At 32.4% G+C, this 16,452-nt stretch carries 20 protein-coding genes and 1 pseudogene; 4 read left to right on the forward strand and 17 right to left on the reverse strand.

Features of this window, described 5'->3' with window-relative positions:
* Positions 1–142: 142 nt before the first annotated feature.
* From MKY29_RS11180 to MKY29_RS11210, 7 genes are all read right to left on the reverse strand, one after another.
* The gene (locus tag MKY29_RS11180) at positions 143–796 is read right to left on the reverse strand and encodes an HAD hydrolase-like protein (protein ID WP_340879804.1); all 654 of its coding nucleotides are present in this window, start codon (positions 794–796) and stop codon (positions 143–145) included.
* Between the two features lie 166 nt (positions 797–962).
* Positions 963–1,679: a DUF2812 domain-containing protein gene (locus MKY29_RS11185; RefSeq protein ID WP_340879805.1), complete on the reverse strand. Its 717-nt coding sequence runs from the start codon at positions 1,677–1,679 to the stop codon at positions 963–965.
* A complete protein-coding gene (locus MKY29_RS11190) occupies positions 1,676–1,993 on the reverse strand; it encodes a PadR family transcriptional regulator (protein WP_340879806.1) in 318 nt (105 codons plus the stop codon). The genes MKY29_RS11185 and MKY29_RS11190 overlap by 4 nt, the downstream gene beginning before the upstream one ends.
* 412 nt (positions 1,994–2,405) lie before the next feature.
* Positions 2,406–3,233: a CPBP family intramembrane glutamic endopeptidase gene (locus MKY29_RS11195; protein ID WP_340879807.1), complete on the reverse strand. Its 828-nt coding sequence runs from the start codon at positions 3,231–3,233 to the stop codon at positions 2,406–2,408.
* 109 nt (positions 3,234–3,342) lie between these two features.
* Positions 3,343–4,137, reverse strand: coding sequence for a MerR family transcriptional regulator (locus MKY29_RS11200; protein ID WP_340879808.1), 795 nt, complete (start codon positions 4,135–4,137; stop codon positions 3,343–3,345).
* A 482-nt stretch (positions 4,138–4,619) separates the two neighbouring features.
* Positions 4,620–5,090 (reverse strand): GNAT family N-acetyltransferase, encoded by a 471-nt coding sequence (locus tag MKY29_RS11205; RefSeq protein ID WP_340879809.1) that lies wholly within the window; start codon positions 5,088–5,090, stop codon positions 4,620–4,622.
* A 145-nt stretch (positions 5,091–5,235) separates the two neighbouring features.
* The gene (locus MKY29_RS11210) at positions 5,236–5,730 is read right to left on the reverse strand and encodes a DinB family protein (RefSeq protein WP_241599759.1); all 495 of its coding nucleotides are present in this window, start codon (positions 5,728–5,730) and stop codon (positions 5,236–5,238) included.
* 413 nt (positions 5,731–6,143) lie between these two features.
* Here MKY29_RS11210 and MKY29_RS11215 point away from each other — a divergent pair, with 413 nt between their 5' ends.
* The gene (locus MKY29_RS11215) at positions 6,144–6,614 is read left to right on the forward strand and encodes a DinB family protein (RefSeq protein WP_090570391.1); all 471 of its coding nucleotides are present in this window, start codon (positions 6,144–6,146) and stop codon (positions 6,612–6,614) included.
* A 113-nt stretch (positions 6,615–6,727) separates the two neighbouring features.
* Positions 6,728–7,492 carry a GNAT family N-acetyltransferase gene (locus MKY29_RS11220; protein WP_340879810.1) on the forward strand — a complete coding sequence of 255 codons (765 nt, stop codon included), beginning with the start codon at positions 6,728–6,730 and terminating at the stop codon, positions 7,490–7,492.
* A gap of 791 nt (positions 7,493–8,283) precedes the next feature.
* Here the strand turns inward: MKY29_RS11220 and MKY29_RS11225 are convergent.
* A pseudogene (locus tag MKY29_RS11225) lies at positions 8,284–8,588 on the reverse strand (cupin domain-containing protein).
* Positions 8,589–9,240: 652 nt separating this feature from the next.
* On the opposite strand from MKY29_RS11225, the gene MKY29_RS11230 reads away from it, so the two are divergent.
* Positions 9,241–10,122, forward strand: coding sequence for a GNAT family N-acetyltransferase (locus MKY29_RS11230; protein ID WP_340879811.1), 882 nt, complete (start codon positions 9,241–9,243; stop codon positions 10,120–10,122).
* Positions 10,123–10,202: 80 nt separating this feature from the next.
* Here MKY29_RS11230 and MKY29_RS11235 read toward each other — a convergent pair whose 3' ends face one another.
* From MKY29_RS11235 to MKY29_RS11255, 5 genes are all read right to left on the reverse strand, one after another.
* Positions 10,203–10,628, reverse strand: coding sequence for a DUF4279 domain-containing protein (locus MKY29_RS11235; RefSeq protein ID WP_340879812.1), 426 nt, complete (start codon positions 10,626–10,628; stop codon positions 10,203–10,205).
* 201 nt (positions 10,629–10,829) lie between these two features.
* Positions 10,830–11,315 (reverse strand): GNAT family N-acetyltransferase, encoded by a 486-nt coding sequence (locus tag MKY29_RS11240; protein WP_340880854.1) that lies wholly within the window; start codon positions 11,313–11,315, stop codon positions 10,830–10,832.
* 162 nt (positions 11,316–11,477) lie between these two features.
* Positions 11,478–12,470: a zinc-dependent alcohol dehydrogenase family protein gene (locus MKY29_RS11245; RefSeq protein WP_340880855.1), complete on the reverse strand. Its 993-nt coding sequence runs from the start codon at positions 12,468–12,470 to the stop codon at positions 11,478–11,480.
* A gap of 159 nt (positions 12,471–12,629) precedes the next feature.
* Positions 12,630–13,097: a YjdJ family protein gene (locus tag MKY29_RS11250; RefSeq protein WP_340880857.1), complete on the reverse strand. Its 468-nt coding sequence runs from the start codon at positions 13,095–13,097 to the stop codon at positions 12,630–12,632.
* A gap of 74 nt (positions 13,098–13,171) precedes the next feature.
* The gene (locus tag MKY29_RS11255; RefSeq protein WP_340879813.1) at positions 13,172–13,294 is read right to left on the reverse strand and encodes a hypothetical protein; all 123 of its coding nucleotides are present in this window, start codon (positions 13,292–13,294) and stop codon (positions 13,172–13,174) included.
* Between the two features lie 112 nt (positions 13,295–13,406).
* On the opposite strand from MKY29_RS11255, the gene MKY29_RS11260 reads away from it, so the two are divergent.
* Positions 13,407–13,613 (forward strand): hypothetical protein, encoded by a 207-nt coding sequence (locus tag MKY29_RS11260; RefSeq protein ID WP_340879814.1) that lies wholly within the window; start codon positions 13,407–13,409, stop codon positions 13,611–13,613.
* A 13-nt stretch (positions 13,614–13,626) separates the two neighbouring features.
* On the opposite strand, the gene MKY29_RS11265 is transcribed toward MKY29_RS11260, so the two are convergent.
* From MKY29_RS11265 to MKY29_RS11280, 4 genes are all read right to left on the reverse strand, one after another.
* Positions 13,627–14,484 carry an alpha/beta fold hydrolase gene (locus MKY29_RS11265; protein ID WP_340879815.1) on the reverse strand — a complete coding sequence of 286 codons (858 nt, stop codon included), beginning with the start codon at positions 14,482–14,484 and terminating at the stop codon, positions 13,627–13,629.
* Positions 14,485–14,565: 81 nt separating this feature from the next.
* Positions 14,566–15,375, reverse strand: coding sequence for an ABC transporter permease subunit (locus MKY29_RS11270; protein ID WP_241599775.1), 810 nt, complete (start codon positions 15,373–15,375; stop codon positions 14,566–14,568).
* Positions 15,372–16,259: an ABC transporter ATP-binding protein gene (locus MKY29_RS11275; RefSeq protein ID WP_340879816.1), complete on the reverse strand. Its 888-nt coding sequence runs from the start codon at positions 16,257–16,259 to the stop codon at positions 15,372–15,374. The genes MKY29_RS11270 and MKY29_RS11275 overlap by 4 nt, the downstream gene beginning before the upstream one ends.
* Positions 16,256–16,444: a hypothetical protein gene (locus MKY29_RS11280; RefSeq protein ID WP_340879817.1), complete on the reverse strand. Its 189-nt coding sequence runs from the start codon at positions 16,442–16,444 to the stop codon at positions 16,256–16,258. The genes MKY29_RS11275 and MKY29_RS11280 overlap by 4 nt, the downstream gene beginning before the upstream one ends.
* Positions 16,445–16,452 lie beyond the last annotated feature (8 nt).

Consider the following 16,452-nt stretch of genomic DNA (forward strand, 5'->3'; position numbering starts at 1 on the left):
TGGGTTAGTTCAATAAAAAAAGCTTTACTTCTTCTTGAAGCAAAGCACCAGTTACGTTAATTATTTTAACATCCCCTCAATGAATATTTGCTTTATTTCAATAAGACAAAACGATTTACTCTCACATGTCGACGAAGTTATTTTACAGTTTAGGTAATAAAGTGGTTAGTTCAATTAAGTCATCTATTACCAAATCTGCCTGTGTGAGTTCATCTTCTTGTGCAAAATCAAAATTACATCCAATTGCTGTTAATCCATTATCTTTAGCCGCATATATATCAGATAGACGGTCTCCGACTACTGCTGCTTTTTTTATATCATACTTCTTTAAAATAGTTTTAACTAAATCCCCTTTATCCAGCGTTTGTATTTGTTGAATACTAAATGTTTCTGTAACCCATTTATCTAAATTATAATAACTCACAATTGCGTTTAAGTACTCCGTTAACCCATTACTCGCTATGTAAATGGAGCAATTATTCGCTTTTAAATAACTAAAAACTTCCTTTACATTAGGATATAATGCACCCTTCCCACTTCTAATATTTTCAACTAATCTTTCCAGAAAATAAGCATCAGTTTGTTTTCTTACTTCATCGGAATGATTAGGCAATAAAACTTCCCATACTTTTGGTAAAGGGACTCCCATAATTTCACGATATTTGTCAATAGGAGCTACTGTATCCCACTTATTTAATGTTCGTAAATGGTTAAAAGTATCCTCGAGTGATAATTCTAAAATTTTATCTGTTTGAAATAGAGTTCCATCCATATCAAAAATCAGTGATTGTAGCATTGTTTTCTCTCCCTTGTTCATAACTGAATAGCTTCTAAGATTTAAAAAACTGTTTAATACTTATTCAACTGAAATGAAAAAGCTACCCTTACAGGTAGCCACTTGTTTAACAAAAGTTACTCATTAGCTCCATAATGTCTAAAAACTGAATCATTTGATTCTTCTACTAAACTCTCTTCCCACCTATTTTGTGGTAAAGAGACATGATGACCCAAATTGCAGTTGGAAGTGCGATTGCTCCAATTACCATAGACGCTATGAGGTAGAGTTCACTACCATCGACAAATAACAAAATATTAACAGCAATTATGAATAGAAGGATAGGTATAATTTTCAATAGATTAACTAATCCCTTTTTTTCTTTTACCTTCCATTTGTTATTGTATGTTGCGATAACAGTCCAAACAGTTGGGATGGCAATTACAGTGGAAATAACAGCTATTACCTGTAGTAATAATTTTAAAGTATCCGAACTTAACATTGCTCCAACCCATGCGAGTATCGTTATTAAAACTAACGGAATTGCTAAGAGTTTCATCGAGGTAATTGAATTATCATGCTTCTCAATCGATGTTTCTCGGTCACTGTAAATCGGTTGCGTACCAGAATATGCTCGAAATAAATGAATATATCCTTCAGAAGCAATATGCGACCATCCAGAAGATGAAAAAAAGCCAAAGTATTCCTCTTCTTCATCCTCTTTTAATGAGCGATAATCTACACTGTAAATATAATCTTCGAGTTCCCCTTTTTCAAGTGTATAGCCCATAAACTTAAAATCACTGACATGCCAACCCTTCAAAGAAAATCTGCGTAATTTTTCCATGTCTTTATCCTCTGAAAAAGCTAACCCACCTGACGTAATAAACTTTGTTTGTTTCATTCTTCAACCTCCTTCAATCCAGTTTCAGCTAATTGAATCATCAGTTTTCTTAGCTTCACATCTTCTTCTAACACTTCTCTACCTTTTTCAGTAAGCAGATATGTTTTACGTCTTGAATCCGATCCATCATGCAAATAAATCCACTCTTGTTTTAATAATTTTTTAATAATAGTGTACATCGAAGCAGGACCTATAGTAATTGCCCCTTTTGTTGTTTGTTCAATTAAGTTCATAATTGAGTAACCATGCTTTGGTTTGGTTAGAGCAGCCATAATATAAAACATTGAGTCTGTTAATTGCTCAGTTTTCTTCAACTAATCACCTTCTATATCTTTTTTTGATATATCTTAAAGTGATACATCTAAAAATAATATATCATTAAGTGATACATATGTCTACTCTTTTATATCATAATCTGATACATCGATTTTTTCTTTTATACCAAAAAGAACCCATCCAATGGGCTCTTCTTAGAAATCAATAATATGTACTACTCGCATTGCATTTAACATTACGCCTTTCAGAGATTCACCTTGCCCAACTACTCCACCTGACATTTCCCAACCTCTCAAAAGATCTTAATTCGTAATATTTCCTTTTGGTCATTAAGTAATATAATTGCAGCCGAAACAATCTTGTTACATTTAGTTAAAGAAAAAAGTGCCTTAGATTGAAGTAGAGCACCCTTTTATTCAACAATTTAACTATATTAACTTATTATACAAATCATGTATTGTTATCCATTATTAATGTATGTATCTTCTTTCCATACAATACTTTCTTTGGATTTATAACGATTATCAAAACGGCAACTACTAAATAAAACAATGCGTTATACATGATTAAATCGATTAAGTTTCCATTTATTATGCCAATAAAAAAATTAAAGAATTGGTGGATGATAATGGGAACAATCAAATTTTGATTCAAGTTATAGAATACGGTCATGATGATTGTAGTGGACTGAATTGAAATCATAAAGAACAGCATATATTTGATTAAATCAATGCCCACATACCCTGTAGTAAACCATATAGGTAAATGCCATATCCCCCACCAAAATCCCAAGATTATCGAAGCTTTTAATGGCGAATGCTTTTTTTGAAGCTCAATTTGAGCGAATCCTCTCCACCCTATTTCTTCTCCTAGTGGACCTGACAGAAGATTTTTAAAAAAGAAATAAACCAGCATTCCCCATGAAGTTTTAGTGAAAATAGAGTCTGCTTCACTATTATTAGATACGATAAACAAAATCACTAAAAATATGAAAGCTTGAATCATACTTACCGTAAGAATTACAGAAAATTTGAGTTTATTCTTGAACCTATCTTTTGCAAATTGAATAAAACTCTGCCCAGGATAGATTCTTTTAAATAACACTCCAAAAGCAAAGGTTGAGGACCAAGCTGATATACAGAGCATGACATCAAAGACCCATACAGGAAATTCTAACATCCTTATGACTCCTACAAGAATAAAAAGCGGTAAAAAAATGATATTGGTTAACAAAATAAAACTAGTGACTGGATTTTTTAGTTTCTTTTCACCATTCATGTATAATCCCCTCTTCAAAGTAAGTATTTCGTAAATTTATTATCGCTTCTACTTACGAATACCTTCAGCTTAAACCTAGGGGTTACTCACAGGTCAATACATGTCTGCATTATTTTATAGGTACATACATTTCTAAAAATACACGTTCAAGTCCTTCTTCATAAGTAGTAAGTAATAGATTGATATAAACAAGCCCCAAAAGTTCATATCCTTTTTCTATTGCTACTCTTCTTAAACTCGCTTCCACATTATGGTCAATATTTTTTCCACCAGTTGACCACCTTCCATCTTCAATAATGGTATACATACATTTTGGATGAGATAAAATCTCACCTTCATTTTCTTCATGAGTGTCATTTACTTTTCTTACAATGATAAACTTAACTTCAAGAATACCTTCGTCATTGAATCTTATGACTCTTCTTAATGACGTTAGAGTAATGGCATTTTTCAAGCTGTCCGTGTTCTCTTTAAGAGTTTCATATTCATCAAACGCAGTGAAATGCTCTATTTCTCCTTTTATTTCTAAAGGCTTCATTTCTTTTACTGTGTATTCTCCTAAGAATTGTTTTATTTTTTCGCAATCTTCTTTTACGATCTGAATCTTTTTTAAAAGAAGCTTCTTATATTCTATTTCTTCTAAAACCTTTTGTTCTTTTTCTTCTAATAAAGATTTTATTCCCTCTATAGTCTTGCTTTTTCTTAGTTCTTTAATTTTTTTTATTTCAATATCCATTTCTCTATAGAAATTTACTGTGGCTATATCATATATATCAAATCGATTATATTTTCTATACCCATTCTCCTTATTTTGTTTAGGTTTAACTAATCCCTTTTCTTCATAAAATTTTAAGGTATCTCTAGATACACCTAAAAATTTAGCAACATGTCCAATTGTATACATTTTACTCTCCTTTATCTTAGGTACATATTTTTCATGTTATTTCATACTATAAATACTTCTATAAATATTTTGCTATAATAACAAAGCTATGTATCGAAAAGTAAACAACTAACATTCAATTACAACCTCAAAGTGAAAAGAATTTCTATCTCATTTGAAAGTTTTTTCAGACAACAACGAGAAACGTTTTAGCACCCTTTTGCTTCTAAAAGCTGGAATGACCGTATTTCTACCCTTTTATTTTTTATTTCCTCTCTTTTTTAAAATCAAAAGTTGGTATGAACTGTATATTGTCACTACTTTTTAGTTCACCACTCTTAAAGCAAATCCAATATTTTCATCTTGTAATTGTCTGTTTACATTTAACTTTTCTCCTGTAAACCAGTTCACCACTTGAATATGGTGACCATCGTACATAACTTAAACGTTTTCTTTATTAATATTAACCTCCTTAAAGTATCTTCAAGTATCTTCGAGCGCTGTTATAATTTGATCATCGTCATAAATTCTGCAAAATCCGTGGTAAATTCGTCTTTCTTAACAAAACCAAGTTTTTCATATAAATGAATAGCTCTTTGATTGAACTTTGCCACAGTTAATCGAATTGGACTACCTATATAGTTTTTTTCAATGTATCGAAGAATAAAAGAACATAATTCAAAACCGTTACCTTTCCCTACCATTTTAGGGTTCATTCCTAGTCCCATATTTATAGAGTCGTCTGAATAAACACCAATTTTTTTCCCGACTGGAACTTGTGCATTCTCTCCAGCACAAAAAAATCCATATATTTCTTTCTTATCATTTACAATCGCATAATATGAACCATCGAGTCTTTCCTTTATTTCTTGATCTGTTAATTCATTATTATAGAAATCATATGGTTTTTCATACTCCCAGCTAAGTATATCTTTTGCTATTTCTTCATTCATATTTTCTATAAATAACTTCATATTCTACATCCTTTCTCATGTAGCAATTCCATAATTTTAGAGGAAAATTCTTCTTCAACTAAACTGCTTAGTTCAAAGAAAAATGCTTATCTCCTACTTGAAATAAGCGCGCCTTAGTTCAAGAAATCACTTGTATACATTCTATTTATTCATCTTCTCCAACATTTATTTTCCAGCTTTTTTGCAACTTTCGGATATAAATAATCTGACCTATGTGATACGCATTATGAGTTGACACATTTCCGAGAACTTCCCACCATTTTACATGTTCAGAAAAGCCATTCACTTCACTCTCAACTTTTTCTTCAGACAATAACTCTTGCCAAAGTAAAAGCACCTCTAATAGTTGTTTTTTTAAGTTAGCAAATGAATGATTTTCAGGAATAATAAAGCTGTTATTATTATTTCCAATGGAAGGAACGGCATCAACGTGAGATTTTTTGTATCTTGTTTGCCATGTTTGATTCCAATATAGTAGATGCTGTACGATCTCAGCAATACTATTACTTTCCTCATTTGGTTTCCAAAATGCTTGATCCTCAGTCAGTCCTCTTATTGAATCTGAAAATGGTAGGTACCAACTAGGGTCATTTGCATTTGCCAACAATTGATCCGATATAACATCCTTTGCATGGACCATAACTAACACTCCTCATATAAATATAATAGAGTTTCAAAACCTCTAAACAATGTCATCTTATTATATTTCTACCTAAAATATTGATTCTCCTGCTCTTATTGAGCAAACCTGCTGCGGTAAAAGCAACCCTTGCAGACAGCCATATACTTAACTAAGCATATGTTAGTTGAATAAGAACCTAATTACCAATCTGTCCATCATCACTTTCAGCCACTTTAATTGCACTAGAATCTAGATTGTTTTTTAACTGTTTGTGACCTTAATATAATAATCCAACGCATTAATTTAACTCGTATATCCCCTCCTCTTTAGTCCGGTCAAACTGTGACATAATCTTATAACCAAAATCCTCTCTTTTATTCGAACGTGCATTCGTGTATATTTAAAACATACCAAATAAAGGAGAATATGTTATGAACTCAATTGATTTAATTCTTTTAAATTTAAACGAAGTACGAAGAAGAAGTACAAAGGTTTGGACATCTATTCCTCAAGAAAAACTACATTGGAAACCTGATAAAGAAGCAATGACTTGTATAGAGATGGTTAGGCATGTTTTAGAAAGTGAACATTATTACCATCTAGCTATCCAAAACCAAGGCAGTCTGACAGTCTTTGATTCTCCTTTCGAAAAACTACCTTTTTCCACTGTAAATGCAGAATTGAAAGTTGCAGAACCATTTAGAAATGAGTTCATAGAAACTATTAAGTCATATTCTGAAGAAGATTTAACAAATATTAAAATTGATCGCTCAGAATCAGGCTACATAAGAAGTTTGGGAGACATGTTGCTAAGAGTCGCCTATCATGAATCTGTACACACCGGTCAATTGCTGGATTACTTAAGAATGGCTGAGGTTCCAAGAGTACGTGTTTGGGATTAATTATCATACAGGTGTAATCACTTAAGTGATACGCCTTTTCTTTTTAAGAAGTATGGGGTTCTTTTAGAATATAATATGATAATTGTATAATTTTGTAGAGGAGTGAAGGAGAAATGGGATTCATTCAAATAACAAAAAAGAATATTGAAAATGAACACATCTGTTGTGCTTTAGGTGCAAAACAATATGAGAAAGCAGTAAACGAGAAGAAGAAATGGTTAACAGAACGTATGGATGAAGGCTTAGTTTTTTACCGTTTAAATGAACGTGCAAAAGTATTTATTGAATATTTACCTGCTGAGATGGCATGGATTCCTATTCAAGCAACTAATTATATGTATATCAATTGTTTATGGGTTTCTGGAAAATATAAAAACAATGGACTTGGAAAACAATTACTGGATAAGTGTAAAGAAGACGCTATGGCTCGAGGGATGGATGGAATTGTACATATAGTGGGAAAGAAAAATAAGCCTTACTTGAGTGAAAAAAATTTTTTTGAATATATGGGATTTAAGTTAGTAGATCAAATAGATCCTTATTTTGATCTGGTTTCATTATCATGGAATGACCAAGCTGTTAGGCCTTCTTTTAAGCGGGATAGAAAACTATCAGTTCCACAACAAGGAGTAGCGATTTATTATACTGCTCAATGTCCCTTTGCTGTAGGTATTTTGGAAGATCTAAAAAAGGTTGCAGAAAACCATGGAGTTACATTTACCACTCATCAATTAACCACCAAAGAAGAAGCACAAAATGCTCCTACCATTTGGACAACTTTTGGACTGTTTTATGATGGGAAATTTATTACACATGAAATGATGAGCGCAAACAAATTTGAAAAACTAATAACAATGATGTTAGATAAAGATTTGTAATTGGGATATGTTCTCTTCAAAAACATGAACTATTGGGGAGAGCAGTATTTAAACAACTTTTTATCAAGGTTATGCTCCTAATTTGAATTGAACATGAAAATAAAGCACTTTAATTGAGAAAGCCAAATTTTTTAACCAAAGAATGAAGCTTCAATTTTAAAATACATTTTTTCACAAGCTCATAATTAAGTTCGCAACTAAGATTTAAGAATATAATTGACAAATTCTGCTTTTGCTTTAATACACCCTCCACGATCATAGTTATATATTTTTTCATAATAAATCACAAAAACGTACCTTTTAATCCCCACGTTTCTCTGCCCTCAAGTAAAATATGTAAATGAACCTCGTTTATCGTTAATGCTAATGTCAATTGTCTAAGTTAGGTGGTACAGCCAAGATTAGAGTGGCCTTTTTCTATCCACTTGAGATTTGGTTCGACAATGTAAATTTCAAGTGTTTTTTAATTTCATGGGTGTTAAACTAGATTGATTTGATTAATATACATTTTTCTTTGAAATTTACTGTTATTGATTTGGCACCAAATTTTTAATGCACTTGGATATCAAATATTAATCGAATATACTTCATAAATCGGTAATACTTTTACAAAGACCTCATGTATCACTACAGCTAATTTTTCAACAGATTTTGCTGGTGGTAATAAATCTATGCTCTTATTGATCTAAACTGTGCGATAGTTGAATAACAAAAGCATCCTTTTAGGTAGACGCTTATGCTAGAGCACCTGCAAAAGGTTATATTGTTTCAAAAAATAACTAATAATTAGTTTAAATCCATACATTGTTTTCAGCAGTTATTTCAGAACTAATTTCACCAGTATTTACCACACCTTTAGGTATTACATACATTTCCCCTTTGGAGAGTTTGACCTCTCCATCGCGGAATGCGATGGACATCTCTCCGTCTATCACGATGAACACCTCATCGGTGTCTTTATGATCAGCCAAACAAAATCCCCCAAAATTTTGACTAGCTTAAACTGGTAGTCATTCATTTCACCAACTACTTTGGGTGACCAATGTTCACTGAATTTGGACAATTTCTCTCTTAAGGTAATAGAATGATAATTCATATTAGCCCTCCTGTTTTTTTAATCTTATCACTATTTTACGATTTCAATAAAATATCCGCAACATTGATGGCAGCTCTGAATTTTCCGTCAATAAAAAATAGAATAATTCATTCATAACTAAACTAGCTGCATTAATTCTATTAAGTTTTCATGTATTATTCCACATTATGGTAAGGAGTGTGAAATAATTTTAATAGTCTTATATTTCAAAATAGCGTGTGCTATACTACCGATAACAAATACCTTTACTGAATGATAAAATCTCCTTTCGAAATAGCGGTCTTTTTCCCCTAGATATCGTTCTAAACGCCTTCTCAGTTCCACGAGCAAGGAAGAAATAGTATCTATTATCTCACTTCCCTCCTTCAGTTGAGTGGTTAAAGATGCGAAAATATTCAATATAAAAATTCAACTAGCATAGGAAGGCTGATTTCAGAGTAGACAAATCGAAAAATTCTATGAATCATTGTGAGCTATTTTATAAGATGGTCATGAGAAGGCTGAGTTCTCAAAAGAATTAAATACTAAACACGCTTAAAATTCTTTTGGGGATTTATTGAAGTTCTTCATGCTACTGTTTAGCAGCTAACATTTCCTTATTAGGAAATCTAAAAATAAATGTATACTACATTTTAACAAGGGGTGTTTTGAAATGATTACATTTAAGACAATGGAGCATTTAACTTTTAAGGAAGCACACGAACTTTTTATAAATGGGTTTGAAGGATATTTTACTCCGATGAAGATGCCATTGGATGCTTTTATAGCTCGCTTTGGAAATGATAATCTATCAGCAGGTATATCTATTGTTATGTTTGATGAGGATAGACCGGTAGGATTTGTATTACAAGGCATTCGCGAAGTGAATGGTGAGAAAATTGCTTGGAATGGTGGTACTGGAATTATTCCAGAATACAGAGGAAAAAAACTAGGGACAATCCTAATTGAAAAGGCTCTTGAATTGTTAAGTCAGCAAAAAGTAAATATTGCTACATTAGAGGCTCTGTCAATTAATCAACCAGCTATTAAACTATATGAGAAAGTTGGGTATAAAGTAGTTGATACGCTACATTTTTGGGAGGCAGAAGGTGTATTAAACTATGATGAAAAAATTGCTAGTGAATTTGAATTGAAAAGAATACCTGCACTGCAAGCAGTAAATTCAATTATTTTCCCAGCTTTAGTACCATGGCAAGTAGATCCTTCTATTACACCAAAGGCTGGTGGAGAGGCAATTATTGCAATGAAGGATAGTGAAGTACTTGCAGCTTGCTTAGTAAGAACAAAACAAAAATTTGGTAGCGAAGCTGAAGGTGTCACATTATTTCAAGCTTCTACTAACAATGAACATCCAGATGGAATACGCGCTCTTCAAGCCGCACTACAGGAAGGGCTTCATTTTAATCGTTCCATTAAAAGAAATACTTATAATTTGGAAGACAAAATGCAAAATTTCCTTCCGTTTTTAAAAAATAATGGATTTAAAAATACTGATATTTCACAAGTATTTATGACAAAACAACTTATGGAATAACTAAAAAACACAGCTAACACAATGAATTGGCAGTCTAATTAAATATCATCTATCCACTTCTCCAAAAATATTTGGAACATTTACTCTAGTTCACTATAAGGATATGCATACAAATCAATATCAAAAACTGCTTCAATTTCAGTAGCTAGCTTACTAGCCCTCGTGTTAATGGCAAGACCTGGAGAACGCCCGTTATGTATTTGAATTACAATGTAGAATTTTGCTACTAAATTATAATCTTTTTTCAAAAGTAAAATATCATTGACTTTTGATTCCAATTTATAAATAACAGGCATTAATACTTCATTCACATCAAGTGTTTCTTTATATCCTAAACCATATTGCCAAGTGGTAGAGAAATAATGTCTAGCTGAATTTAAAAGTAATGGTTCCCCAACCTTTGTTGTCCTAGACGGATGTATTTTCAATCTTTTAGTTAACTCATCTAATGGAAAATCATCATCATTACTTAGACTAAAGTATGCTTGCACTTTTGTTTTTTCCAATATTAATCCCCCTAAAAGTTTAAAAAATTAGTATTCACCAACATGTTCGTCTGTTTTACATTTTATCTCAAGATAGACGTATTGATGGCTCAGTCTGTTTTAAAGTAGCTTTTCTGAGTCTCAATTTTTTATGCAATATTATAGATTTCCAACATTTTATTGGGGGATTAATATGAAATACACTATTATTGTCGATTTTGTTTATAATTTTTTACTTAATATTTCTCCGGGTAAGCCGTCAAATTCGCAGATCTTTTCAGAGACAAATCCTCTTTTAATTAGAATTTTCCTAGAGGCAATATTATCTGGGTCAATAATCGCTTTAAGAGTCTTTAGTTCTAATTTCAAAGCCCGTTCAATCAATACCTTCGCTATCTGACCGCCGTATCCTTTGCCCCAATGCTCTGGCTTTAACATATAGCCAATTTCAGCTTCTTCATTATTATTTTCATCAATAGTTAAGTGTCCAAGTCCTATAAATTCATTAATTAAATTATCATAGATTTTATATGTACCAAAGTGTTCATGTTTTTCATTACGTTTTATTAATCTTTGAAAATTGAATTGAGCTTCTTTTAAAGGGATAGCGTATTCGGTAATTTGCGCCATAACTTTTTCATTAGATACAAGGCTGAAATAAGCATTAAAGTCAACCTCTTTAAACTTCAGTAAATTTAGTGAATGCAATGTATCACTATTCATTTATTAACCATGCCCCCCACTGTCTGTTTATGTATTCTTGCTATTTTACATTAATATGTTTGAGAATAATTAATGTTCCATTTTAAATTACAATAGATCCATTTCGCTTATTCAACTAATTGCCGCGATAGTTGAACAAGAGTTAACTCAGTAACTTGTTAAAAATACTTTCCCTTTGGTCTCTTTTAATGTTTCAAGTTCTTCAACAGCTTTTTTTACGTTCGATAAGTCGTATTGGGAATCTACCATCATCAAGCTTAATCTTTTATTATCAATTAGAGTTATCAAATGGTTAAATGTATTTTGCCATTTATCTGCCGAGACATTTTTATTCCATTTCCGCAAATGAAAGATACTAGCATTAACCTTAGCCTTATTTACAATATCTGACCAATTTACTTGTATTCCTGATAAAAGACCGATAGTTAAAAAATTGCCATTAGGGTGCACACAAAATGCCAAGTCGTTTCCAGATGAACCTCCAATAGAATCAATAGCAGCATCAGCACCAATCCCACTTGTCAATTCCATAACCGTTTCATAAAGTGGACTTTTAGATGTATCAATTACAAAAGAAGCACCTAGATTAATTAATTTTTCTGTATGCTTATTATTTCTAGTAATTGCTATCAATCGAAAACCTAAAAGCTTTGATAATTGAGCAAAAATATGCCCAATAGAAGAACCACATGCGTTAACCAGTAAAACATCATATGGTTTTAATTTCAAAACTTCCGTACAAACTACCCATGCTGTAATTGGATTTATATACATCTGTGATGCCGTAAAATTATCAATAGAATCTGGTATTGGAACTGCAAATTCTGATGATGTTTTAACAAATTCCTGCCATGTACCTTCCCCTCTCAAGGGTAAAACTCTTTTACCAATAAGGTGTCGAGAAACTAATGGACCTACCTCTTCTACAATACCAACCCCTTCATAACCCGGAATATTAGGTAAAGTTATCCGATGTGAATAGGCCCCCCTAATTGGTATTAAATCAGAAGGATTTATAGGACGTGTTAACATTCGAACAAGCACTTCGTATTCTATTGGTGATTCAATACTTTTATATTCAACTTTTAATACATCTCTAGGGCTACCGAATTCATAGAATTTAATACATTTTGCATCCAACACTATACTTCTCCTTAAAATAAATCAGATTTATTTAATTATATCATCTCCAACTTCACTGATAGGTTAATCAACAAGAAAAAGGCTTTACCCCAGCTATAACACACTAAATATGATGCTTACTCCTTTTTAACCCTATTTCGCACTGTCATCACATTGTTATAAATCAACCGTCACCTTTTTCTTGAAATTTCTTAAGCCCACTAAGATAGCAACAGCTATGCAAATAAGTCCACTTACTAAAGCAACCCAGAATAAAATCTTTCCACCAGTTGTAGGTGAATTAAAAATTATCCCACTAAGTAATATCATCATACAACTTATTAATTCCCAAAATCCAATTGTCCATTTAGACTTATTCTGTATTAAAAGATAACCAACTACACTCAAAATATAGAATGTACTAACTATCATAATAGTGGGAAATAGCGGATGAAATTTAGCTGCATAAACAAAATAATCGAGTTGACTAATATCACGACCATTTGTAATCTCAATGTTAAGTAATTTGGAAAATGGTGTTGAATACTCCCATTCAAAAGAGTTGTTGACTATTGTACTTCCTTCATACCAAGCTATAAATGTTGATACTATTAAAGTAAAGAAACCAACGACAAATTGTATTATGTACTAAAACATTTTTCGTCCTCCTAGTAAATTTTTGTCATTGCCAAGGCACCTTAAAATACTAACTTCCCGCATTAGCTGAATAACAGACGTTGAGCATATTTGGCCAGTGGGGCGATTGCAGCTTTTTGGTCTGTACAGACGGCGATTATATTTGCAGGTGTCATGCTAAATGCTCTTGCAGTCTGGGCTTTCATTAAGCTGCCCGAAACCAAATTTGTCAAAGTAACCCGTGAAAAAGGTGTCTCGGGCATCACACATATGGTTAACACCATTAAGGTTGGACTATCACAGATTTGCTGAAAGACTTTGCTAGTTAGCATAGCGGTAGTTACGTTAAAATGGGGACTTGCCAGTGAAGTATTCGTTCGTTTATATGGTGGCCATTTCATTACTAACTTTGATTTGTCGGAAGATGAGTCCATCTATTGGTTCGGTGCTTTAATCCATGACGCGCAAAAACAGAGCTTCATCAAAATTGGTGAAAACCGTCCATACATCTTTACGGCTGGGTGAGAAAGGTCGAGTTTCAAACCGATTTGAGAAAGGAAATCAGTTTTTGGTTAATTTTTTTTGCTGATTTTCCAATCCAAATTAAATGTCCCCATGTATCCACTACATATAACTCTGATTTGGCTATTTTTTCGTGAGCATTCTGTGGATGTTCAAGAGAAATAAAACCGTCATTTTCACTATGAATGATAAGAGTTGGACTACTGATAGACTTTAAATCTTGGCCCTTTATTTCTTTAGATTGCTTTAGATCAATAAGGAAACCATGACCAGAACGTTGACGTGCATTCATTTTTGTAAATTCTACTACATCACTAACGTCAGATTTTAGTTGGAGCTCTTTTTTGTTAAGAGAACTAAACTGTGGAGCCATCATCTTAAAAAGAGTATTTGGAAATAGGTGGCTAAGTTTACTAAGCATCTTCCATGTAACCCCTTCAATAGAAGGCCGAAAAATAATATGAGCTGCTTTATACTCTATGTCTTTGTTTGTCAACCATTCCTTTGAAACTGCACACTCTAAGACAAGACTTTTTACTTTTTCTGGATACAAAGACGCAAAACGTATTCCAGTTGGACCGCCTGCTGAAATTGCTATAACATGGACTTGATCTATTTTTAGGTGTTTCAGTAAATTAACATAATGTCCACAAGCCTTTGTTAAACTTTCACCTGCCTCTTTAGATGTACTTCCATACCCTGCTCTTGAAGGTGTAATTATAGAGTAACCATTGTCTAACAATGATTTGTATCCAAATTCTTCATTACAATTTGAGTGTCCACCGTGGAAAATTAAAATAGGTTCCCCTTTACCGACCAATGAATATTCAATTGTTATTCCTTCTCTAGAATATTTCTCGACAGTTCGTTCCATATAATCATCTCCTATATCGATTCTACGTGTTCATTGACTAAAATGTTTCGTAAATTCTAACATTTTATTATTTAGGTGTATTTATAGTGGTAAATTACGAAGTTTAAAAACGACAACAGCCGCTGAATAATTAAAAAATCCAATTCCTAAGAGAATAAGAGAAGGAATGAATATCTGAGAATCACCACTCGCAATTCCACTAGGATTGTATAATGAGAACGGTGTTATGTTCCTTAGCCATTCAAAATCCGAGCTGATTTTTCCTGCCATATCTAATCCATAGAAAATAAAAGTTAAAGCAGCAGCTATACCAAGCGACTTTTTTTCGTCATTGCATAAAGATGAAACTAGAAAAGAGTACCCACCAACAACAAAAAACAATAAAAATCCAACCAAGCATATCTGGAAAAATGTATTAAATTCAAGCGAGGTTTGATCATCAATTAACATTTCTCCAGCAACGATACCACCTAAAAATGTTAATAATACTATAAAAAGTAATCCGCTAATCAAGACTAAAGCTTGAGTAAAAGCTATTTGAGTACGAGAAACCTTTGTAGAAAGTAAATAAGCCATAGATCCCTTATCAACTAAATGTGCTAACAATTGAGTTGCTGTCATTACACTAAAAACACCTAAAATAATAGGGAAAAACAGACCGAAATATTCAGCAGAAATAAATCCACCATAACTAGTAAGAGAATCAAAGCCAAGTGCGTTTTTCAGTGTTTCAGGGATTATTTTTATTAATTCGTTAATTGCCTCGGCATTTTCTGCAAACATCGGATATAAAGATGTCATTAGAACTACATAGAGGGCCGAACCAAACCCAAAACTAAGAAAGTTCTTCATATTTAGTTTTATCATTTGATTGAATAAAGAAATATTCATTTTACAACCACCTTCGTATCATAGTAGTTCATAAAAATATCTTCTAAGCTTTGACTAATAATACTTATATTTATAACGTTAAATTTAGATAATTCCTCTATTAACTCATTGTAATCACCTTGGACCACAATGCTAACAACATTGTCATTAGTGTTTTCAATGATTAAATTAGATTCTTTAATTTTTTCTACATCATTTTTATTCTCAAGAGTAATTTCATAGATTTTTCGTTGCATATATTGCAGGTCATTGATGTTTTTAACAGTCACAATCCTTCCATCCTTAATAATGGCAGCTCTATCACAGGTTCTCTCTATTTCTGCAAAACTGTGAGAAGACATAATAAATGTTTTCCCTTTTGCTTTTTCTTCTAAAACAAGATCGATAAAGACTTTTTGCATTAAAGGATCTAATCCTGACGTTGGTTCATCTAATATATATATTTCAGGATTGTGCATGAATGTAACAACAATACCTACTTTCTGTTTCATCCCTTTTGACATTTTACGAAATGGTGTTTTAGGTTCAAATTGAAGCCGTTCAATTAATTCATTCCTCCTTTTCTTATCTTTTAATCCTTGCATACCTGCCATTAGATTAATAAATTCTAATCCGTTCATTCCATCCAAAAAAGAAATTTCTCCCGGTAAATATCCTACTTTTTCTCTTGCCTTCTCTTGTTGTTCCCAAGTGTTAAACCCATGGATTGTAGCAGTTCCTTTTTGTGGCTTCATGTAGCCCATTAAATGACGAATCGTTGTGGATTTTCCTGCACCATTCGGTCCTAGAAATCCGAACACCTCTCCTTTTTCCACCTCGAAGGTTACATCAAATATTCCCCTTCCATTTGAAAATTGTTGGGTTAGACCTTGAATTTGTATCATATAACCTCTCCCCAAAAATGATATATTTTTAAAGATTTATTTTTTAAAACAATTAGAATAGAACTAGGTGTATAAACGAACGTTTTTGTGCCATTTACTTTCTCCCATAATTCTTTCAATGATATATATTTACCAGCCCAAACCGCTAGAGGGTTCATATGTAATTGAATAACATAATCTCTCATATGGTATA

It is taken from the genome of Psychrobacillus sp. FSL K6-2365 (assembly GCF_038003165.1).
Classification (GTDB): Bacteria; Bacillota; Bacilli; order Bacillales_A; family Planococcaceae; genus Psychrobacillus; species Psychrobacillus psychrodurans.